This is a genomic window from Acinetobacter bereziniae (genome assembly GCF_016576965.1).
Lineage (GTDB): Bacteria > Pseudomonadota > Gammaproteobacteria > Pseudomonadales > Moraxellaceae > Acinetobacter > Acinetobacter bereziniae.
The window spans coordinates 3,658,492-3,680,858 of sequence record NZ_CP066119.1; the positions used below are offsets into that span (position 1 = coordinate 3,658,492).

General features: G+C 36.0%; 23 protein-coding genes and 1 other RNA gene. 10 read left to right on the forward strand and 14 right to left on the reverse strand.

The genetic code is table 11. From position 1 onward, the window contains the following. Window positions 1-10: 10 nt before the first annotated feature. Window positions 11-1,276: a restriction endonuclease subunit S gene (locus tag I9192_RS17055; RefSeq protein WP_151751398.1), complete on the reverse strand. Its 1,266-nt coding sequence runs from the start codon at window positions 1,274-1,276 to the stop codon at window positions 11-13. After that, entirely contained in the window at window positions 1,276-2,847 is a 1,572-nt protein-coding gene (locus I9192_RS17060; protein WP_151751397.1) for a type I restriction-modification system subunit M, read from the reverse strand. The genes I9192_RS17055 and I9192_RS17060 overlap by 1 nt, the downstream gene beginning before the upstream one ends. A 206-nt stretch (window positions 2,848-3,053) precedes the next feature. Here I9192_RS17060 and I9192_RS17065 point away from each other — a divergent pair, with 206 nt between their 5' ends. Next, window positions 3,054-3,500, forward strand: a complete 447-nt coding sequence (locus tag I9192_RS17065) for a hypothetical protein (protein WP_151752360.1) — start codon at window positions 3,054-3,056, stop codon at window positions 3,498-3,500. A gap of 104 nt (window positions 3,501-3,604) precedes the next feature. Here the strand turns inward: I9192_RS17065 and I9192_RS17070 are convergent, their stop codons facing one another. The 5 genes from I9192_RS17070 to I9192_RS17090 form a co-directional block, all read right to left on the reverse strand. Further along, window positions 3,605-3,832 (reverse strand): helix-turn-helix transcriptional regulator, encoded by a 228-nt coding sequence (locus tag I9192_RS17070; RefSeq protein ID WP_151752359.1) that lies wholly within the window; start codon window positions 3,830-3,832, stop codon window positions 3,605-3,607. Between the two features lie 81 nt (window positions 3,833-3,913). Continuing rightward, a complete protein-coding gene (locus I9192_RS17075; protein WP_151752358.1) occupies window positions 3,914-4,849 on the reverse strand; it encodes a recombination directionality factor in 936 nt (311 codons plus the stop codon). Between the two features lie 110 nt (window positions 4,850-4,959). Next, on the reverse strand, window positions 4,960-6,021 hold the full coding sequence (locus I9192_RS17080; RefSeq protein WP_180644642.1) for a YqaJ viral recombinase family nuclease: 1,062 nt from the start codon (window positions 6,019-6,021) through the stop codon (window positions 4,960-4,962). Window positions 6,022-6,202: 181 nt separating this feature from the next. Next, window positions 6,203-7,234: a DUF932 domain-containing protein gene (locus tag I9192_RS17085; RefSeq protein ID WP_200149952.1), complete on the reverse strand. Its 1,032-nt coding sequence runs from the start codon at window positions 7,232-7,234 to the stop codon at window positions 6,203-6,205. A gap of 156 nt (window positions 7,235-7,390) precedes the next feature. Beyond that, complete coding sequence (locus I9192_RS17090; protein ID WP_200149953.1) at window positions 7,391-8,668, reverse strand: hypothetical protein; 1,278 nt, start codon at window positions 8,666-8,668, stop codon at window positions 7,391-7,393. A gap of 630 nt (window positions 8,669-9,298) precedes the next feature. Here I9192_RS17090 and I9192_RS17095 point away from each other — a divergent pair. The 5 genes from I9192_RS17095 (at window position 9,299) to I9192_RS17110 (ending at window position 11,263) form a co-directional block, all read left to right on the forward strand. Further along, the gene (locus I9192_RS17095) at window positions 9,299-9,553 is read left to right on the forward strand and encodes a hypothetical protein (RefSeq protein ID WP_151798676.1); all 255 of its coding nucleotides are present in this window, start codon (window positions 9,299-9,301) and stop codon (window positions 9,551-9,553) included. Between the two features lie 3 nt (window positions 9,554-9,556). Further along, entirely contained in the window at window positions 9,557-9,688 is a 132-nt protein-coding gene (locus I9192_RS22475) for a hypothetical protein (RefSeq protein ID WP_257790575.1), read from the forward strand. Then, window positions 9,685-9,909, forward strand: coding sequence for a hypothetical protein (locus I9192_RS17100; protein WP_100885856.1), 225 nt, complete (start codon window positions 9,685-9,687; stop codon window positions 9,907-9,909). The genes I9192_RS22475 and I9192_RS17100 overlap by 4 nt, the downstream gene beginning before the upstream one ends. 33 nt (window positions 9,910-9,942) lie before the next feature. Next, complete coding sequence (locus tag I9192_RS17105; RefSeq protein WP_200149954.1) at window positions 9,943-10,389, forward strand: hypothetical protein; 447 nt, start codon at window positions 9,943-9,945, stop codon at window positions 10,387-10,389. 280 nt (window positions 10,390-10,669) lie between these two features. Then, entirely contained in the window at window positions 10,670-11,263 is a 594-nt protein-coding gene (locus tag I9192_RS17110) for a hypothetical protein (protein WP_180644646.1), read from the forward strand. Window positions 11,264-11,453: 190 nt separating this feature from the next. Here I9192_RS17110 and I9192_RS17115 read toward each other — a convergent pair whose 3' ends face one another. Beyond that, window positions 11,454-11,753 carry a hypothetical protein gene (locus I9192_RS17115; RefSeq protein ID WP_100885859.1) on the reverse strand — a complete coding sequence of 100 codons (300 nt, stop codon included), beginning with the start codon at window positions 11,751-11,753 and terminating at the stop codon, window positions 11,454-11,456. Window positions 11,754-11,864: 111 nt separating this feature from the next. Continuing rightward, window positions 11,865-12,734: a YagK/YfjJ domain-containing protein gene (locus tag I9192_RS17120; RefSeq protein ID WP_100885860.1), complete on the reverse strand. Its 870-nt coding sequence runs from the start codon at window positions 12,732-12,734 to the stop codon at window positions 11,865-11,867. A 585-nt stretch (window positions 12,735-13,319) separates the two neighbouring features. Between I9192_RS17120 and I9192_RS17125 the strand changes: the two genes are divergently transcribed. Further along, window positions 13,320-14,252, forward strand: a complete 933-nt coding sequence (locus I9192_RS17125; RefSeq protein WP_180644647.1) for a hypothetical protein — start codon at window positions 13,320-13,322, stop codon at window positions 14,250-14,252. A gap of 171 nt (window positions 14,253-14,423) precedes the next feature. On the opposite strand, the gene I9192_RS17130 is transcribed toward I9192_RS17125, so the two are convergent. Together I9192_RS17130 and ssrA are read right to left on the reverse strand one after the other, a co-directional pair. Beyond that, window positions 14,424-15,566: a tyrosine-type recombinase/integrase gene (locus I9192_RS17130; RefSeq protein ID WP_180644648.1), complete on the reverse strand. Its 1,143-nt coding sequence runs from the start codon at window positions 15,564-15,566 to the stop codon at window positions 14,424-14,426. Window positions 15,567-15,749: 183 nt separating this feature from the next. Further along, window positions 15,750-16,108, reverse strand: a transfer-messenger RNA (tmRNA) gene (gene ssrA, locus I9192_RS17135). A gap of 130 nt (window positions 16,109-16,238) precedes the next feature. Between ssrA and glpK the strand changes: the two genes are divergently transcribed. After that, window positions 16,239-17,720 (forward strand): glycerol kinase GlpK, encoded by a 1,482-nt coding sequence (gene glpK, locus I9192_RS17140; protein ID WP_005033341.1) that lies wholly within the window; start codon window positions 16,239-16,241, stop codon window positions 17,718-17,720. Between the two features lie 63 nt (window positions 17,721-17,783). Here the strand turns inward: glpK and def are convergent, their stop codons facing one another. Then, on the reverse strand, window positions 17,784-18,263 hold the full coding sequence (gene def, locus I9192_RS17145; RefSeq protein ID WP_058967529.1) for a peptide deformylase: 480 nt from the start codon (window positions 18,261-18,263) through the stop codon (window positions 17,784-17,786). 204 nt (window positions 18,264-18,467) lie between these two features. Here def and I9192_RS22405 point away from each other — a divergent pair, with 204 nt between their 5' ends. Together I9192_RS22405 and I9192_RS17150 are read left to right on the forward strand one after the other, a co-directional pair. Next, window positions 18,468-18,671: a hypothetical protein gene (locus I9192_RS22405; protein ID WP_005033343.1), complete on the forward strand. Its 204-nt coding sequence runs from the start codon at window positions 18,468-18,470 to the stop codon at window positions 18,669-18,671. A gap of 152 nt (window positions 18,672-18,823) precedes the next feature. Beyond that, entirely contained in the window at window positions 18,824-20,098 is a 1,275-nt protein-coding gene (locus I9192_RS17150; RefSeq protein WP_005033345.1) for an MFS transporter, read from the forward strand. Here the strand turns inward: I9192_RS17150 and I9192_RS17155 are convergent. Both I9192_RS17155 and I9192_RS17160 read right to left on the reverse strand, forming a co-directional pair. Continuing rightward, a complete protein-coding gene (locus I9192_RS17155) occupies window positions 20,095-21,237 on the reverse strand; it encodes a GGDEF domain-containing protein (protein WP_005033347.1) in 1,143 nt (380 codons plus the stop codon). The two genes, I9192_RS17150 and I9192_RS17155, sit on opposite strands and share 4 nt — an antisense overlap. 831 nt (window positions 21,238-22,068) lie before the next feature. Next, window positions 22,069-22,350 carry a hypothetical protein gene (locus tag I9192_RS17160; protein WP_005033350.1) on the reverse strand — a complete coding sequence of 94 codons (282 nt, stop codon included), beginning with the start codon at window positions 22,348-22,350 and terminating at the stop codon, window positions 22,069-22,071. Between the last annotated feature and the right edge of the window lie 17 nt (window positions 22,351-22,367).

The window sequence follows — 22,367 nt, forward strand, 5'->3', positions numbered from 1 at the left end:
TGCTTTTATTTTATACAAACATTTGCTGTAACAAACCTTTTTTCCACTGTTTAGTTTCTTCGATTTGCTGAGCGACCTTTTCTATTTTTTGGTCAATAGCAAATAGGAAGTTAGCAATTTTAGTTTGTTCTTCTAAGCAAGGAACTATGATTTCCATTTGCTCAATAGCATATAAAGCAAGTTTCGGCTGAGCACTTGTAGTTGCAGTGCTTTCGATCAGACCAGACAAAACACCACTATCTAGAAGATAAATTAAAAAATCTTGATGACACTTGAGATTCGTTAATTTATCAGCATTTTCAGTTAAATTAGCCCCATTAAGATAGGATGGAATTTTCCCGATAATTCCTAAAGTTCCAGCTACTGATATAAAGATATCCTTATCAGTAATTGTATAACGACTAATTGTACCAATAGCATCTAACGGTACGTATCTAATATTTTCTAAATCCACACCATAACTGCGATTCATATCACTTACAGTAATATATGGATGTCCAGTGTTTTCATTTACCAAAGAATATCCCTTCGGAAGTCGTTTTCCGCCTTTTACGTCAGCAATTTCTAATAACTGCTTAACCTCCCACTTCCCAAACTCACTCCCATCATCCGCTTTAAAACGAATCTGCTGACTAAATAGCTTTTTCATCATGCCCTGTTTATATAGGCTAAGCAGTTCGTGTTTATGGGTCAATTGGCTAGTCTTTTCATCCACGGCAGAAAGAAAAGAAGCGATTTTGGTTTGTTCTTCTTTGGAAGGATATGAGAAAGGTAACTTACGCTGTTCAGATATTCCAATATAAAGCCTAGTCGCCCCTGTGCACAAAGCTAATAATTCATTCTGGAAAATTGGTGCTTCAAATGTACTTTTTATAAAGTCAGGAACTAATTTATCTTTATTTAAAACACGATAATAAGTGACCTGAGGAGTAAGCATTACATAAGGAGTTTCCAATTCAGGTACTTTTGCCACGTTACCAATTGTAGCTTTATGTGTAAGTAAAATATCTTCCTCTATAGAGAACCCTTTACGGAGACTATCAGCCTGTGATTTTCTAATTTTCTTAGACTTTTCTAGATGAACTTTTCCATCTATAACATCGGTAGCCATTACAAATGGAATACCATTTTCAACATAGTCAGCTGATACTGGATGAATTTCTCCATGATTCCCATCCATTGGCTTATCAATAATTTTTTCATCAACCAATGTTTGAATATCTACTTTTATCCAATCACCATCAAATTCTTTAAATCTTAACTTTGGTGAAGCCATTACTCCACCTCCGCAAATGGTGAATCAATGCCAAGCTCTTTACAAAAGCCTGCAATCACCGCATCAGTATTTTGACTTTCCACTTCCAAAGCTTGAAGCTGTTTTGCAATCACATTCAAATCAATCTCAACCTCTGCTTCAAAGGTATCGACATAACGTGGAATGTTTAAGTTGTAATCGTTATCTCGAACCTCTTGAATTGAGGCAACCTTGGCATATTTATCAATGTCCTGACGGTTTTCAAATGCACCCAAAATATTGTCTAAATGCTCAGACAACAACTTGTTTTGATTCTTTTGCTTGTCAAACTCATTACTCGCATTAATAAACAGAATATTGTCTTTATGCTCACGGTTTTTCTTCAGCACCAATACACACGTTGGAATAGATGTACCGTAGAAAATATTGGCAGGTAAACCAACAATTGCATCCACCACATTCATTTTTTCAATCAGGTGCTGACGGATATGCCCTTCACTCGAACCACGGAACAACACACCATGAGGCAGTACAATCGCCAATGTTCCTTCTTCGTCAAGGTGATAGAGCATGTGCTGAACAAATGCCATATCTGCTTTAGAACTCGGTGCCAGCTTACCAAAAGACTTGAAACGTTCATCACTTAAAAATAATGGATCAGCAGACCACTTTGCAGAAAACGGAGGGTTCGCCACAATGGCATCGAACTTCAAGTCCATATGCTTTGGTTTCTTTAAAGTGTCTTCTTGCTTAATGTCAAACTTAGAAAAATGAACATCATGCAAAATCATGTTCATTCGCGCCAAGTTGTAGGTGGTACGGTTCATTTCCTGACCGTAGATCGCATCAACATTGTTCCCTACTTCACGCTTCACTCGAAGCAATAAAGAACCTGAACCACAAGTTGGGTCATACACGCTACGCAAACGATCTTTGCCAAGTGTCACAATACGAGCGAGTAAAGTAGAAACCGTTTGAGGTGTATAGAACTCACCTGCTTTCTTACCTGCACCTGACGCAAATTCACCAATTAAGTATTCGTAAGCATCACCCAATACATCGGCTTCAGTATTCGAGATATCAAAATCAATCGCATCTAAATGTATTAACACTTTAGAAATCAATTCATTTCGGTCAGTCGCATTGTTGCCTAATTTGGTCGAAGTTAAATCCATATCCTCAAACAAATGTGCAAAGTCTTCAGAGGACTCAGCATCAAGCGTACTTTGCTCAATCGCTTTTAAAGTCTGAATCAGTTCATCCAAAATAAACTCATTGTTTTTAGCACGGTCTGCGAGCGTATGGAACAACTGTGTTGGCTCTAAGAAGAACCCCATGTTTTCAAGGCTTTCTTGCTTGAGTGCTTCCAAAAATTCTTGGTGCTCGGCGTTATTGGCATCTAAGTCAGTAAATTGTAAGCCTTCTTCTTTGAGTTCTTGGTTGGCACTGTTAAAGACTTTTTCAGAAAGATACTTATAAAAAATTAAACCCAAAATATAGTCACGAAACTCATCTGCCCCCATCTTACCGCGAAGGTCATTTGCGATGTTCCATAATCTTTTTTGCAGTTCTTGAAGCTGTACTTGGGTCATGTTAAAAATTAACCAAAATCATTATTTTAGGATGGGGTTACTTTGCCATATTTTTCGTTTCAAATTAAGCACTCATTTTAAAAAAGATTACTTTTGCGACATAGATTGTCGTAATAAGTGTGAGCCTATATTGTCTTATTTTATTGAGTTGATAATATAAGTTTAACAATCAAAATTACGGAATAAATATGCTTTTTGACAATAATATGAATAAAGAGTTACAGTCATTCTCTAGAAATATTGCCTCTCAACTACTCATAGGTGGATTTGCACTATTATCTCTCTATACAATTGATACGAAACCCAATTTATCTTTATTTGACTATATCAACCTTTATGTACTAGGAATATTACTTATTCTTTGGTCAATGTATTCAGCAATTAGTAATGCTTTTATTTTATATAATGACTATCGAGATTATTTGTGGCGTCAAGCAGAAAAGCTCGAGCTTATTAAGCTTATGCATACGCCTAATAAAGAAGATAATAATTTAATAGAAATATCAGAAAAATTTAAAGGTATAAGAACAAGCCTTCTATTAAAGTTTCGTTTTGAAGGTGCTATCATATTGTTAATTTGGGTTGCTTTTGGATTTGTTTATTCAATAGGTATAGTGATTGTATTCCTGCAACAAATTAAAATTTTGAATTGAGCCAGATTGTAATAATCTATTGTTTTTATTAACAATAACTAGGCTACAAGATGCTCTCAGTCTACGAGAAAACCAAAAAATAAGGGAGCCAAGGCTCCCACCTTTTATCGGTTTGCCAACTTATTTTCAATCCATTGATTAATTTCCCAAGCTGACCACCCTATACGTTTTTGTGAGATCGTGACTTTCTTTGGAAATGTTGGATCATAATACGGTGAAAACTCATCCATCATTTCATAAATCGTTGAACGACCAACACCTGTAAATAAGACAACTTGCTTAATATTAATAATTTGATTCATTTGAAAAGTTTGACCTGTGAACGCATTCATGATGTTTACTCCTGATCATTGATGCGAGCGCTACTGCTCAAATAACCCCAAGGTCTGTAATTTTTTAACCTTTGAGCTCATTCAGTTCACTGCCCTCACACTCCCCTGCAATCCCTGCTGAATATCCTGCACAAACCCATCACCCTGATTGAGCTTAGGCTTAACTTTAGATTTGGACTCAGGTTGTGCTTGTTCAGACTCAGTAACTTCATCTGTATAAAACTCCTCCACCAAATCCAAACCCTCTTCTGAATTCACCTCAAATCTTGCATTACTAAAACACTGTCGAGCCATCTGATCTAAAGCATTTTGATTAAACCCACTCTGTTTACTTTGCTGATCTATATCCTTTGCCATTTGAATGGCTTGTTGAAGATTGACACCATCTCTTAAAGTTAAGTCGACGTAATACACAGGGGTGCGATAACTTTGTGTAGTGGACTTGCCTCTGAGTGTTAATTGCAAAGGCAAACATGAAAGTAAACCATTCGATGCCGCATGGTAATAAGACAAGCGTGCTGCCAAAGTACGAATGCTGTTAAATCCAGTCGTTCTAAAAATAAAAGTACCCAATTCATCCGACTCATCTAAGTTGACATGTAATCGACCAAAGGGTTTACAGTTGTCTCCTTGTGCCAATGGACATAAATCAGGTGATGGGCATGGATGTTGTTCTACGCCTTGATTGGTTTGTCTCTGGCAAGTCTCACCATTACCAATACATACAGGTCGTCCAGTTTGGCGATCAAATAAGGTGTACTCAGCTCTGAGATTAAGCTCAGGATCATTGAAGATCATTCGTACTGGAATTGTTCTGAGTTTTTGATTTTGATTCGGTGCTTTGGCTCGAAGTTGTTCATCCAGTGGATGTTTAATCCAGCCGTCTTTTCCTTGGATTTGGCTGGTAATGGTAAATTGGTCATCCTTTTCAGGGAGTCGTTTACCATTCTTTTCAACAATTTTACCAATGCTGATTCTACCGAGTATGGGTGGTGTAATCGCTAAACCTTTGATCATGGTATTTCTCTCTTTTGAATAAATTAATGGGACATAAAAAAATCCCATACGCTCTGGCATGGGACTTTTAATTGTTTATTTCGTTTCAAATTACTTAGGCTAAATTTGTTTCAATCGTCATTTGCATAGATGTTGAAGCGCCGTGAGCCTTGTTTACTTTGTGGAAATTGATTGAGATATTCAGGGTACTGTTTGAGTAATGCCTTAGTGTCCAAGCTGATTGAGTCTTTAGACTTTTTCCACGTCACTGAGCCTGTTTTAAAGGTCGCTCGTTCAGCTTGTTGCATTTTGGCTTGTAGTTGATGTTTCATCAGATCGAATGTCTCTTGACCAGTTTCAATTTGATGGCGTGCTTGAATCAATTGCTCAAACTGTTGATTGGCTTGTTCATCTTCGGATAGGTCAGTGGTACTGAGTGGCACATGTTCAGGATAAAGCTGTTGTAAGGCTTTAGCTGCTGATTCAGATGCATCGGCATCAGGTGGAGTATCTTTTTCCACACATTCCCAGAAGTGCCGTTCAGCATTGATGATGTGTTGGATCACTGATTCAGAACGGGTCACTTTAAAAATACGGGTTTCATGTCCACAAATCAGTACACAGATATGTGCTGCTTTCTTGCCTGTCACTGCCAGTTGATGTTGTACTTGGCAAAGTACATATAGAGGTACACCATCTCGCCAAAGCTTAGCACCGTGTTCTCCTGCGGTTTTACATTCGAGAATTTGTACATCTGCATCACCGACCACTGAATAATCCAAGTTGGCTAACATGAAGTATTTATCAGGTTCAGGATGTTGGAGTACCGCATTGACCCGACGTACTTTATAGTTGGTGTGGAGACTGTAGTATTCAGCGACTAATGGTTCGAGACGTTTGCCCCAATAGAGCGGTGCATGCCCTTCACTTTCATCCTCAATGTTTTGTTGGATGCGTCCTGTTTTAATCATCCACAGTTCCAACATCGACATATAGGGATTGAGTCCGCAGGCTGCTGCACAGTCACTACTGCCAATGCCTTGTTTTCGAATTTCTAGCCATTCTTCTTGACTCATTTGTTTGGTATTGACCAAGCGTTTGGCACTAAAGAGCTTTGGGGCAATAAATGTTTGAGCAGTTGTCGATGTGATGGGTCGAGTGGATTGGGGGTTGATATTGATGTGGTTATTCATAGTTTCATTCCTGTTATTGTTAAATTTTGGGCATAAAAAAACCACATCCGAAGATGTGGCTATAAAAGAGAAACTACAGGTGATTTAAGAATAAATCCGTATTGAGTGTCTGCTATTTTTATGCAACTGTAAAGTATTACTTCAATTAAAATTTCATTATTCAGATAGATTGAATAGTTGTTTAAGCCATCATCCTTAAAGCCTGTTCCAAACCGCGTTGTTTTAAGCCTGCGCCTGCACCAAACCATGCTGAATCGAGTCGATGATCCTGACTCATTGCACGACGTTCGTGATCAGCAAATTCGGTGATAGAACACAATAATCCATAAGCTGTATCTTTGGCTGAGGAAAGTGTTGCTCCTCGCCCTTGCCCATTAAACATGGTCATAACCTTAGACATGGCTCTTCCGTTCGGTTCGGTTTTATTCGACTCTGCTTGATTGGCAACATTACGATAAAACTGAATGATGCTTTCATCCTGTTCAGCAATATTTAGGTTCGTGTTGTTAAATACGGCATCGAAATAGGCTGCGGCTTCTTGTTGAGTCACTTTTCGTTGACTGAGCTGTTTCATTTCATACATATGCTCATCCCATGCACGGATTGAAATGCCCAATTGTTGTTTGACCTTTTCAGCATCAAATTTAGTGCTATGTGGGACTTTGACCACACCTCGACTTGTATCCTGTCCTTTCAGTGCAATCGCTAAGGTGTTATTACACACCACACGGATGGATGTGAATTGGGCAGTGGTGGCTAAAGTACCATCACAAGCCGTGGCTAATAAAATATAGCCATTGCTGACATCTTTGCCTTTGAGTGCAGTCGTTTGCCCAGTTTTCGCCAAAGCCCAGAATTTCTTACCACCTTTGAGTACACCCGCTGTTTCCAGTTCAAAGCCAGATTGTTCTGTTAAGTCTTTGTAGAAATGTAGAATTTCAAGGGGTTGGACTTCTTGATAACGTTGGCTGACCACCGATAAAGGTGCATGGGTATCTGAACGATATAGAACACGCTGTTCTTCAAAAGGCATGATGATACTTTGTCCACGGTCATTCTGTGCCATGTAGCTGACATTAGACGATTCAATCCGCCAATCCATACCTGCCTGTTGCGCCCAGACCTCAATGGGTTGGTTCTGCGTCAGATGGTTGCCTAAACCATGCCAAGGGGTTTGCCCCACATAAGCCATTTGTTCAATAAGATGTGACATATTCATTTCCTTTTAGGATTAGATTAAATTGTTTAAATCTAAATTTGAGGCATAAAAAAGGCTTACTGAAGGAGTAAGCCAAAGTGTAATCAACCAGAATTTGATTTAAATCATGGATTCATGTTGATGATATATATCTGAAATTTTTTATAATTCTTATTTAAGTAAGTGAATAGTATTAAATATATTTTTCGCCCCCTCATTTGATTGCGTTAACTCAATCTCATATTCTTGATTGTCCGCATCCCAAAATTTAATTTTTTTATTTAACCTTCCACTAATTGTCAAATTATAAATTTCATTCAGTGGAATATAAAATTTAGCATCACATAGATTGACATAAACAATTAAAAAGTGTGCAGTGATTACGATTCCTTGATCACCTTTTCCGAATACAGTTTCGTCATAATATACAATGACATCTTGAGTTGTGAACATTGGACAGTTAGCAATTTTCTTGGTAATCGCAATAAAATTATTAATTTTTTTATTATCTAACTCATCAAATCTATAGAAGCTCAGATTTTTATCTGTTGGAGGAATATTATTTTTTAAAAAATCTTCTGAGAAGCTTTTCCTACCCCATCCCCCTATTTCAGAATCATGTCCAGAAACAGTTTTAATTGGTGTTTGCACATCGTCAAAATTATCTTGCCCATTCAGGCTTTCAGTAATGGCTCGGGTCATTGTCGATGTAATCGCTCCTGAGCCCGCACTAGCGGTTACTACATTCTGAGTAACGTTTGTAGTTATTTGTCGTGTATATCCTGCGACTTCTACCCCTGAAACTCTTGTATAACCTGATACTTGCTGAGGCGTTTTGATTGATACTTGTTGAGGCGTAACCTTAAAAGAAAATATATTCCGAAGTGCTGACATGATGGAAATCACCAACATGATCAGCAAAGGAATCGATAACAACATGATCGACACCCGAAATAGCACGCCCCTTGTATCTAAACCAGATTTAGAAAGACGGTTAAAGTATGTCGTTGTAATGCTTAAATATAGAATGAATGCAACAATTGAACCGATGATATTCAGATCTAATAATTCTTTTGAACCAAGTAAAAAGTATATTGCTAAACTGTAGCAAGCCTCTGGAAATAAGTTCTTTATCCCATCTATAGCCTTGGAAATATTGTATAAAATAAACAATATTAGAATGATCCAGCCAATAATCGGAATAATTGCCAAACACATGACGAGTACAGCAAGCAACATGTTCGCTAAAATCTTTTGGTATTCACCAGAGGAAAAAATATAGTAAATAAAATAAAAAAAAGAAAAAATGATCAACACGGAATAGGTATAGAGAACCGTCCAATCTGTATAAAAAAAATTAATCCCTCCTAAAATAGCCAATAGCCCTAATGGAGCATGAGAACTTGAAGGCAATGCTTCCTCATTGCTTGTGTATAACGTCTCAGACACTTTTGTTACCCCTTGTTTATATTTTATTATTTAAAAGTTAATAGCTTATTTAATAAATAATTCTTCATGAAGTAAAGCTAAATTCTTAAATGAAGATAATAAAAACCATCTATATATTCTATTTTCGTTCAATCGATTAGTCACATGTTGACTAAGCAAATTTCAGCATCTATCCTTTGTTTGCTGACCTACATTGTCAGTCGGTTTTGACAGACCGTTGTATATAGCGCATCAGATTTTACTTTCTGAGTATAAGTCTTATGTGAAACCTTCTCGTCCCCCTTTGCGGTAGAACGGGAGGGGGACGCGTCCGCGCGTGCTGGTTCTATATGCCCAGTCTGTCAACCCTCTTTCGTTCTGCCACCATAATCAATTGACAGTGATTCGGTAGAACTTCTATTGCATATAGGAGTAGTCACCATGACTCAACATTATCTATCTTTACTCTTTTCTCTAAAACCCTATCGGCTATTGCCCTGCCTTTGGCAAAACAGCTAGTTTTTCATTCAACAGACATTCAATCTAAAAACTTATTCGTCCTTGGAATAGGACGCCTTTGTCTTTGCATTTTGTCATGCTGTTGAAATGATCAATTCCAAAATAAGCAATAACAATAAATTAGGGGGAATGATGAAAATTCAAACTTCAATTTTAATCATTGGTTGTTCACTCATAACACTCGGTTGTGCCAGTAAAGCTGAACGAGAGTTTCTTGGAGGTTGCCAATCTACAGGTATGGAGCGATCTGCCTGTAAATGTGTCTATCAAAAGCTAGAGGCTAAGTACGGAGAGGAAGGATTTAAAAACAATCTTTACACCTTAAGCCAAACTGAAGCCTTTCAAAACGATATGGTGCAAACCAGTTTGCAATGTATGCGGGAGTAAGCGATGAGAGCTATTGCTGGAATCATCTGTATTGTTGCAGTCATTTGCTTTCTGGGTCTGCCATTCATCGGCATGATGATTGTTTTTGGTTTGTTTTACTTACTTGCTCAATATGCGTTTGGTGGAAATAAATGAATACATCTATTACTTCTTGGTTAATCCGTTCTTATTTGATTATCGGCTTACTGTTTGCAATCTATCAAAACTTTTGGGGTCAACATAGCTATAAATCATTTGCCTATCACTTAGGGCAAGGCGTGATTTGGCCAGCAGTCATGTTCCCATCTGTGGGTAAATTCATCGGTGGCGTACTTATTCTTGTAATCATCGGTGGCTTAGTCCTTCGGTCTAAATAAATTCCAATCTAAAAATATCTATAGGATCTTCTCATGAAAAAATTCACATTAATGGCATTCATACTGTGCATGTATTCCACATCTCAAGCAGCACCCAATATCTGGCAAGATAATTTTGCACAAGGCTTTAGTTTGTATTCCCTCCAAAATAGTCAAAACCAAAAATTGACCATTTCATGTAACAGTGGTGGTGTTTTAAACGTTGATCACTCAGTGGATCTCTCAACTGGAAGTAAAGCGTATGCAAGCTTTAACAAGCAATCATCTTTCAGCTTTATCATTGATGGAAAAGCACTTGAAGTACCCAATGAAACACGATCCAGACTGAATGGAAATGATTGGAACAAACTTATCGCTCATCTAGGAAAAGCCAAAAAAATTGATGTTTTTATTTACAATAAAAAAATGGCTTCGTTCATATCTACAAAAGCCAATAAAGCTTTTGCTAAAGAACTCGTTGAGAGTTGTGCTTCGCTATAATTCTCAAATTTTTAATCGTTGCGCTCATTCTTTTATTGCTTATATCCATGATCAAAAAAGAAATAGGCATGCCTAGGCTTAAACACCTAGGTAACTCCACCTTAGAACGATACTGAGTCATCCATGGCAAAGACCTCAACATTATGAGTCATTACAACTGCTTATTTATTTCTATATATGAATAAGTTGCTGATTTTCTTCATGATGGGTGAAACATTTTATTCGTTCTAAATGAGTTTTAACGTGATCTAACTTTATAGAATATCAAAAGGATCATTACATGAAAAATCATCTGCAACTTATCTTCAATGTGATCATTATTATTGCCCTTGCTGGAATAGCTTATCTTGTATGGAATCAATCTAAGCAATCATCAATCAGCAGAAACGTTCCATCAGATATTAATCCTGATCAAATACACGCTTCGCAAGTTGGAACAATGACAGCCCACCAACCAGACATGCCAGGAGATAGTCATCAGGTTTCTCTAAATCAAACAGAAATGACTGAGAGTATTCAAACCAATACAAACTCACCAATAAAAGTTCAATCTTGTGGTGCAGATGAATACAGTGCTGATTGTGAGAATCGAAAGATACCTCGTCTTTATTTCATGTACAGCATGAACCCTAAAAACCCTGCATGGGTCGAATTTATCACTTTAGGTAAACCTATTGGATATCCAGATATCTTGATTGAGGAAGTACAGATTACATCTAAAGATGGTCATTCCTGTATGGTCGATTCATGGGGACCAGAAGGTGAAACCATAACAGATAGCGATATAGACGTTTTAATCACCCCTGCTTGTCCTGAAAAGCAAATTAAGCATGTTGACTTAAAAATTGATGGGAAACTCTATCGATTCGTTTAATTTTTAAATTAAAAAAATTAAGTTTTTCTACTAGGATAAACCGATGCCTCTCAACACATCGGTTTATTTATAGTTCTCTTCATCATTCCTTATGACTTTAGAATATAAGAACAAAACTTAAAAATACACATGAAAACCTGTTAATCTTCTATCAAGTCTATTTTAAAGCCATGACGATCATCTACCAAATTCATGCATTAAAACTGCGATGGCAAGATTCACAATAAAACTTTATTACAATTCCTGATTCCGAAGTGCTATGTCTCAATTCAACTAAATAATCAATCAAGCCACTCAATATCACTTCTGCCAATTTCAACATCCAAGGTGATAATGATGAACCAGATGAAAGCCGCTTAATGAACATGGTTGCTAAGCCAAGCTTTGAGATGGATGTCTTATTTGAAAATAAATGAATGACTTGCTGCTGATGAGAAACAAATATTCGATGTACTTGAGTAGACTGGCAATATGGACAACATGTTGGCATACCAAACATCTCCAATGAAAAATATGAAAGGGTTTATTTCTATAAACCCTCATTTGCAATCACATAGATCGTGATCTTCATGTAGATGATGTATGACTCAGTTTTCTTTCATTAGCCGAATGTACGCATACGCTTTTTACATTTGACCCTTAAGTGCTGATCTTCTTTTTCAGGTCGAACTAAATATTTGATCGTGTTTAACATATTATTCACTTGATCTTGATCTTTACGATAAATCATCCCTATACCTAAAGTATCTCGATCAGAGAATTGCTGAAGATACTTAGGATCATGACAATTAAAATAACACCCTTTACCACTGGTGATATTTCCCCATATGTCACCTACTCGTTTGGCGATACCATAAGCTTTCTGACGCTCATGTCCTTTGTAGACCAATAATAAATGGCAGTGGTAGCCTTTATCCTTACCCTGTTCTAATGCCCATGCATATTCAATTAAACCCTCAAATATTCTATCTTTATCACGTAATCTAGTACGTAATACTCGCATATCCTCATTAAATTCTTGAATACCAACTTGGTCTTGATGTTTAAGAGGATAAGCTAAATCTACTCGAACCACTAAAATACGTGAATAATGATCAGTAATCCTCTCCATACGTTCAACTAAATTCTTCGTATTTACAGATTCACTATATTGATGATCACGTAATTGACGTAAATGCCTGCGATGGTGCTTTTTAAATCTTTCTTTAATTCCAGTAAAAGAAACTCGTTTTAATTGATCATATAAAGACTGCCAGTTATTTAGATCTCTATCAAAATCGATCAGCAATTCAATTAAAGCATCCACACAAGTAGAGTAATAGAAATCAGGATTATATATTTTATCGAGTTGAAAAATTAAATCAGTGAGTTTTCTGAAGAACCGGCGCGGTTCTCGGGATCTGTTTACGACATCATCCACAAAGTCTTCGATTTCGATAAGGGTCCTAGATTCATTAACTTGATTATTCATGTTACACCTATGAGAATTTAATTCATAGGAATACACAGAGTGTAATTTTTTACTTAGTATTGATAATAAAAATTCTATTCAACTAGCTTTATTAATTTAAATAATATTAAAAACCCACCAAAAAAAATATTAATTCACAACTCACAACCACATAGCACCTTATAAGAAGGCAATACATCAAGGCAACACTTATTCGTCAATAAAAAATAAAAAACTACATCGATAAATCCAGACAACTAATACCATTTCTTAAATATACAACGAACTTATTAAATCACAATAATTCAAATCCATCTGTACAAATTTTATAATCTTTAAAGCTATCACCTTTACCTGAAAAATTTTGACCTTATAGCGTCTTAGCTATCGATTTTATTTAAATTTTAAAATCTAAAGTTTCTCATACTTTTAAAAATCATCAAATTCACACCAAAAATTTCAAAAAATATTGTAATTTCAGTTCCAAACACCTTGACAACAAAGGGTTTCGTTAAAAAAATTTCAAAAAAAAAACCTTCAAAAACATCCTGAAAAAATGCTAAAATTTATTAAAAATACTACGCACAATTCTACAAGGAAACAACAATGCCTGGATTCAATTACGATTCATCAATAGCAGACCTTATCGACAAGGAATTAAAAAAATTCAATGATGAAGATATGTTATGGATTTACGATAAATTACTCATATTTGTCGATAAAAACCAATATTCATTCCATAGTGAAACAGATAGTCTACTTATAGGAAAACAGATAAATTTTAAATTTGATGACTTTAATAATATTAAAGAAATAACTAAAAAAATTAAATCTAGACTTGAAAAGATTGGGGAAATTGAAGAAGTTGAATATTTTTTCAAAAGAATTCAAAATTTCAATAATTTTGACAAAGAACTTTTTACATTTTTAAAAACTAATAAACGTTTATGTAATTTTGCAATTAACTTTATAGAAAATAATTCCTTAGAAAATAGAAATAATTTACCAGAATTTAAATTTATTGAAAATAATTATTTATATACCATATATCAATTCACCTTCAATGAAATTAATTTCAATAAAGATAGTATTAATGAAGTTAAAGCTATATTTATTGATGTAATTTCAAAAGACTACCACAACAATTCAAAAAACTTTGAAGACGAAGATTTCCTAAAGTGGGCATACTCATACTTAATAAATAAAAGCAGAGATTTTAAAAGATTAAAATATCGACCATCAACAAATTCAGATTATTATAATTTAATAGTCTCATTTCTTGATTACATTTTACACTTTAAAAAAGATACTCATTACTCATTAACTAATCAACTTTATAAAGCTTGGAGTCAAAAAAAGTTTAGAGCAGCAGATAAAGTGAAAAAACAATATCACCTACCATTAACAAAGGGAGCAAAATCAGAATTAAAAAAACTATCCGATTTCAAGAATAAAACTGAAAACGAAATATTAGAGGAATTAATTCATCAAATGTATTTAAAAGAAATGTGTGATGAGGATGGAAAGTTAAAATACTAGCAAGTTCGTATAGATAGTTTTTTGCATTTTATCAACAGTTAAAAGTCACCTTAAATGGCATAGCGGTGATACATTAAATTGAAAATACAGCTTCCTCCTCCATATCTGTTTCACGTTCTATAACTATTTAATCTCCTAAAGATAAGAGGCTTTTCAGCCTCTTTTTTCACGCTATAATTTTAGCAACCAATTTTTTACTTGCTCCCCATACCACTCCATAATCTTTACACGTTCGTCCCAATACTGCGCTCGATTATATGCAGAGCGAATACGGTTCTGTGGCACATGGGCAAGTTGCCGCTCAATAGCATCAGGATTGAATAAATTCGATTCATTCACTACTGTACTAAATAATGATCTAAATCCATGCGTGGTCATTCGACCCGCATAGCCCGACCGTTTAATCACAGCTAAGATTGATTCGCTACGCATAGGCTCTTTGTTATTTAAACGATGTGGAAATAACAGATCCTGATTATGTGTCAGTCGCAATGCCTGAAGTTCATCGATCATCATGTCTGTTAAAGGTACACGATGAGGTAAACCATTCTTCATACGCTCAGCAGGAATATCCCATTTACGCTCATTTAGATCAAATTCATCCCAACGTGCTTGCAGTAACTCACTTACTCGAACACCAGTAAGCATGATCATAATTATTGCATGGTGAGTTTGGGCATCTGCTGGATAAGTTTTAATTTTTCTTAAAAATTCAGGCATTTCACTTTCTGATAATGAAGCTAGGTTCTTCACTTTTTTATTTTTAAGTGCATAAACCAAATCACTTGCCGGATTATCGAATCTATAGCCATGAGCTATGGCATATTTCATGACCATACCACAACGAGACAAAGTACGCTTAGCCACCTCTAATGAGCCTCTAGCTTCGATCTTTTTAATGATTTGCAGAATCTCTGGAGCTTGAATTTGATTAATACGTTTATTGGCCAGAGCAATATAAAGCTCATCTAAAGATGCTCGCACATTACTAATATGTTTGGATGACCAAGTCTCTCTTTGGTTCTCAAACCAGTCTTCAGCCACCTCTTTAAAGAATGGCTTAATTTCCTCGTGCAACACCGACTTGGAATATTTGTATTTCAGTTCAAGTGCAAGCTCCCTTGCTTTCTTTAAACTCATATCAGGATATGAACCAAGTGACTCTGACTTACGCTCACCAAGAACAGTAAAGCGTATGTTCCAGTATTTTTGCCCTGATGGCGTTACGAGAAGTGATAGACCATTCTCATCCGAAAGGCGATATCGTTTTTCTTTTGGCTGTGCTTTTCTGCATTCTGTATCAGTAAGCTTCATCAGTATTTACCCTTTATCTAGACTAAAATAATTGGGTAAATTTTCCCAATAATTACCCAGAGAAGGCAAAAATTAGGTCAAATCAAGTCGGATGATATCGGACAAACAGGCAAATAAAAAAGCCCTTAAGTATTGAACTTAAAGGCTTTTTTACATTCAGTCAAACTTCTCTGAATTGAATTTTGGTGGAGATGGCGGGAGTTGAACCCGCGTCCGCCAACACTACACTCGAGAATACTACATGCTTAGATATCGTCAATTATTTTAACGCTAAGTGACCCGACGAACAGGGTACAAAACGCGATCCTCTAAATTTAGTACAAAGCCCCGAGGCTTGGCTTTATACGGACTTGTGTGCGTGCGCTTCGGTCGGGTTCACTGACCACAAGTATTCAGTGAAGCGGACAAACTGCCCTTAGGCAGCTAGAGCGTAAGATTCGTCGTTTGCGACTAAAATATGCAAATTTTATTTACGAGAGAAAATGCGCTCTCGGCATGCATCTATGAGCTTCATCATCAGCGTCGAAGCCAATAACATCCCCAGATAACAAACTCATCATAACATAAATGTTGTAAATTAAGCAGATAATTCACGACATTTATTCTAAATGATGCGCCTAGTCCTATAATTACGCTACTATCAGTATTTTTCAAGGGACAAATATAAAAAAGATGAGCTATTTACTCTCACTTGATCAAGGAACGACCTCTAGCCGTGCAATCATCTTTGATGAGCATGGAAAAGTATATGCTTCAGCACAACGTGAAATCCAAATCAAAACGCCGCATTCGGGATGGGTAGAACAAGATGCGATGGAAATATGGACCACACAAATTGCCGTGGTTCAACAAGCAATTGCCTCTGCCAGATTACTTGCCAAAGACATCAAAGCCCTCGGCTTAACCAATCAACGCGAAACAACCGTTGTATGGGACAAAAGAAATGGAAAGCCACTTGCCCCTGCTATTGTTTGGCAAGATCGACGTGCAACTGACTGGTGTAATCAATTGAGCCAGCAAAATTTATCTGAAAAAATTCACAAAAAAACAGGATTAAGAATTGATCCTTATTTCAGTGCAGGAAAGTTGGTTTGGCTATTGGACAATGTTGAAGGATTAAGACAACTGGCTGAGCAAAACCATGTTGCTTTTGGAACAATTGACAGTTGGCTGATCTGGAATTTAACCCAAGGCTCAGAACATGTGATCGAAGCCAGTAATGCGTCTCGTACCATGTTGATGGATTTAAAAACTCAGCAATGGGACCAAGAACTCTTAGAAATATTTAATATTCCCCCAAGTGTGCTTCCTCAAATTATTCAATCAGACTGTTATATTGCCAATACTGCGACAGGGTTATTGGGTGCTGAAATTCCAATTTGTGGTGTATTAGGTGATCAACAATCTGCGCTATTTGGTCAATCTTGTTTTGAAGCAGGTACAGCAAAAAATACCTATGGCACGGGCTGCTTTATGCTATTCAACACAGGAAACGAAATTCAGTATAGTCAAAATAAACTGCTCACGACCTTAGCATGGAACTGTCAAAACCACTCTAACTATGCCCTTGAAGGCAGTGTGTTTATGGCAGGAGCAATCGTGCAATGGTTGCGAGATGGTTTAGGCATTATCAAAAACAGTGCTGAAGTAGAAAAGTTGGCATGCCAAGTCAACACGACTGATGGTGTTGTGCTTGTACCTGCATTTACAGGTTTGGGGGCACCGCATTGGGACAGTGATGCGCGTGCATTACTCTGTGGCATGTCACGCGGAACCAATAAGTCACATATTGCCAGAGCAGCTTTGGAATCTATCGCATTTCAAGTTTCCGATGTCCTTACAGCAATGCAGTCGGATATTTCTCAGCCTTTAAAAGAACTCCGTGTAGATGGTGGAGCAAGCCAAAATGATATGCTGATGCAATTTCAAGCTGACATTTTAAATGTCCCTGTATTACGTCCAAAGCTTTTAGAGTCTACCGCATGGGGAGCGGCAGCTATGGCAGGTCTTAAAACCAATGTATTTACTAATCTAAATGAAATTTCAGAATCTTGGCAGTTAGATCGAGCTTTTGAGCCGAATATGAGCAATGATCAACGTGAATATCATTTAAGCTTATGGAATGATGCTTTACAAAGAGCAAAGTCTAGTTAAAGTGTATTCTTTGAAAACTGGGCTAAATGTTTGATCAATGCACATTCTCGCCCAGTTGCTAAATTAAATTCGCTCGACGAAAAGCACACCATTTAAATGGTCAATTTCATGCTGAACAATTCGAGCAGGAAAACCATGAAAGGTCTGAATCACTTTCTGACCGTTTAAACTAAAAAACTGCACTGTAATCTGTTCAGCCCGAGCCACTTGCCCACGTTCATCAGGTACGCTCAAACAACCTTCTTCTCCCAATACAGTTTGTACTGATTGCTCAATGATTTCAGGATTGACCATGGTGATGGCATCCATTTCAGGCGCATCAGGATAACGAGGATTAGATCGTGAAGCGACGATAATCACACGCTTAGAAATATAAACTTGCGGTGCTGCAATCCCGACTCCATTTCGCTCCAACATCGTTGTCTTTAGTGCTTTGGCAAGTTCTTCCAACCAAGTACTTGAAAACTCAGTGTCAGCAACAGGGGCTGCAATTAATTTTAAAATATCTTCACCACGTTGGGCGATGGGTAAAATGATACTCATGGTCTTATCTGATTTATTAGCATATCGTTCAATGCCTTGATTTTAACATTTAGCGATTCAATCGCAATTGAATAATTCCATACAAGCAATTCACTTTTTGCGCTCAACTCTTATTGTTCAAATATCAAATTTAAAACTGTTTCTTTAATTCAATTTTAATCATGATCTTGTAAATAACAGTCACTCACTCATGAGATTGTACCAATGAATAGTACCACCTTATTTCTCGGTTTGATTTTTAGTTCGATTGGATTAGGTTATTTTATTTATGGAAAAAAACAAAAAATGATCGTGCCCTTCATCTGTGGTATCGCTTTAATGATTTTTCCCTATTTCATTGAAAATAATCTGTTGATCAGCGCTATTGGAATGATTCTTAGCCTCATCCCATGGTTTATTCGCATATAGTGGCATCTTTTTTCCTAAAGCTTTCATAAGCGAAGACATAAATCATCAGACACCCATAATAATTTTTTGACACGATCAAAATAAAGATTGATTATTCAAGGAAAAAATTGTTTATTAAAATTTTATTTTCGACTATTTTTAGATATTACAACATGGATGAAAAAACAAATCTTAATCAGGAAGATAAACGCACGCTTGGTCTCTCCTCTTTGGGTGGTGCACTCGAATTTTATGATTTTGTGATTTATGTATTCTACGCAAAAATCATTGCTGAACTATTTTTCCCCAGCACACTGAGTCCTTTTTGGGCGATGTTGAACACCTATGGAATTTTTGCGGCTGGGTATTTCTTCCGTCCTTTGGGCGGAATTGTCATGGCACATTTTGGGGATTTAGTAGGACGTAAGCGTCTATTTAGTCTATCTATTTTATTAATGGCACTGCCAACCTTAATGATTGGTCTCATGCCAACCTATACTGATATAGGTCTTGCCGCTCCGCTATTATTACTGCTTATGCGTGTGGTACAAGGGATTGCCATCGGTGGTGAAATTCCAGCAGCATGGACTTTTGTTTCAGAACATGTCCCTGAAAAGAAAATTGGCTTTGCCAATGGTCTACTCACAGCAGGCTTATCGTTAGGAATTTTATTGGGATCACTAACATCATTATTGATTTCACTCAAATTTAATGAAACAGAAATTCACGCTTGGGCTTGGCGTATTCCCTTTATTTTGGGCGGAATATTTGGATTAATTGCTTTATATCTAAGAAGCTATCTCAAAGAAACACCTGTGTTTAAAGCCATGCAAGCACGTAAAGAACTCTCTAAAGCGCTACCAATCAAACAAGTCTTAAGCTCCCATAAGTCAGCGGTTTTGATAGGAATGCTGTTTACTTGGTTTTTAACGGGTTGTGTCGTGGTCATTATTTTAGCGATGCCTAATTTACTCACGGGGACTTTTGCTTTTCAACGTACAGATGCATTTCAAATGCAAAGTGCTGCAATCTTAATGCAGATGTTGGGTTGTGTGATTGCAGGAACATTGGCTGATCGCTTTGGTGCAGGTCGTATTATGTTCTGGGGTTCACTGTGTGTCGCTGTTATTTCAGCTATTTTTTACAACAGTTTGGAGCATGTAACTACATCCACCATTTTTAGCCTCTATATGCTATTGGGTTTATTTTCAGGTACGGTAGGTATAGTTTCTTATAGCATGGTAAAAATGTTTCCTGCACAAATTCGTTTTTCAGGAATTTCTTTTTCTTATAACGTTGCTTATGCCATCGCAGGTGGATTAACGCTCCCATTAGTACAATGGCTCAGTTTATATAGTGATATTGGTGCAATGTACTATATTGTCGTGTTGTGTTGCTTCACCCTACTGACCAGCTTAATTTACCGAAAAAAATTTGAAATACATTAAATCACTTGTTTAGATTCCATTGAATGGGTAATTTTAATTTCCAAGAAATGACGAACTTGATTGCGCCCATTCTTTTTTGCCAAATATAGCGCTTGATCTGCCTGACGAATAATTTCTTCTTTGGTAATTCCAAAAGGATTGATTGAGGCTGCAACGCCAAAACTTGCAGTAATGCTAATTTTGCGTTGAGTATCCAGTAAAATCACTTCTTTCTCAATTGCTTTACGGCATCGCTCAGCGATATCAATAGCTTTGGCGAGCTGACCACCTCTGGTCAAAATGATAAATTCCTCACCACCAAAGCGTCCAACAATATCCTCTTCATGGATATTTTCAGTCAATATCCCAGCAATTTGTTGTAAAACGATATCGCCTATATCGTGACCATATTTATCATTAATATCTTTAAAATAATCAAGGTCTAACAACACAATCGCAAAAGAGCTCTGTTGTTGTTTGAGCATATCAATATTTTCACTGATTTTACGGCGATTAAAAATGCCAGTTAAAGGATCAATAATACTCACTTGCTCAATCATTTTTTCGCGTTTACGCCACTGTGTAAGAAGAACCTCAAACAAAACTAAACTTGCAAAGAAAATTGGAAGATAAAAATACAGCATGCAATATACCCAAAATGCATTGCGATACAAGGGCATTACCAGCAGTTCTTCACTGAAAATCGGGGCATATCTAATCTGACCGCTAAGACTCAATACAATACAAATCAACATAAAACAACTAATTGGAATAACTGTTAAATAAACAACCCGCCGTTCAAACAACACCAAACCAACCGTAATCAAGCTGACAAAACCAGCAGTCGAAGCTGGACTAAAGATACCTATACAATAAGCACCATAAATAAAAATAGTGCCAAAATATGCAATCGTTATATAAGGGATAATTTTTTCAAAAATAGAAATTTTTTTTAAAGATCGAATCAGAAAAATGAGCACAAAAAAACCAATTGTGGCAAGCGACAACATCCGAATATACGTTGGATAAAAGGCTTGATTAATCCAAGGTTGTATATCTACTTTTGCTTCACTGAAATACCACCATATGATCCACAACAAAACATCTATACCACCAAGTAATAGGACCAAGCCGCACTTTTTATAATTACTCCAATTCATGATCATATTGTCGTGTATAAAAACTTCAGCGGAGGAATGTATTACCCCTCTATTTTTTTGCTTCATATTACCATTCACCCGTCAAAAATAGTGAATTACTCTCTATTTTTATTTTTCATATCGATGATTAAAATATAACACTTAGAAAAGTCAAAGTAAGTCAATTTTTTAAATACTACCATTTCTTAATTCTATTTATTTTAATATTAAGACTGAATTGAATGAAATAAGTTGGTTTGTTTTGATTTCACACATTACACAGCATTCGTTTAAACCATTAGATATATTTAACCTATTGTATTTATTTAAATAAACCAAAACAAAAAGAACTTTGTATTCAATAATAATGTATAATTACAGTAAATAAAATTCAAAAAATAATAAGCTATTTTTTTTAAAATATTTTGATACATATACTTATAGATATATTTTTTTCTAAAATGAATAAAAAAATATTCAAAATTACTGTATTTATTTAAGTTATAAAATTTAATTTTTTAATTTTAGTGTCTTGTGTTTTTTTGAATCATAACACGAGTATCAAAATCAAAAATTAGGATGTATCGAGAACATATCATCAAACTGTCTGATTAAAAAAATATGTGTTTTAATATCAATCACATCCAATAAAATTTATGCTTTTATACAGATGATTCAAAGATTTGGTGATTCAATTATTTTTTACTTTTGAAGGTTGATTTCTCTTTGAGAAAAGTTCAGCGCTCAAAATTTTTCTATTGAAATATGATTAAAAATTATCCAATATGATCAATATAGATAGCAAACATGACAATTGTATGAACGAAATGAAGCATCTGAATCATCGAGCGATTATTCTCTTATTGCATAACGAACCTTGATTAATTTTTGCACACCTTGCACATCGATCGATAAAAAATGATTTTTATATTCAATATGAATACAAAAGTCTTCTGCACCATCATCAAGACCAGATACAGTCCATGTCGTTCCTTGAGGAAAATCATTGAGCCATTGAGCTTTATAAAAATCGGATACTGAATCAAAATCAAGATACTTTTCAGGTCTATCTACAATATTTTGTGCCAGATCTTCAAATTTCTGTTTGTGTATTTGAACAAAGTCAATCAGCATGCTCGACCTTTATATCC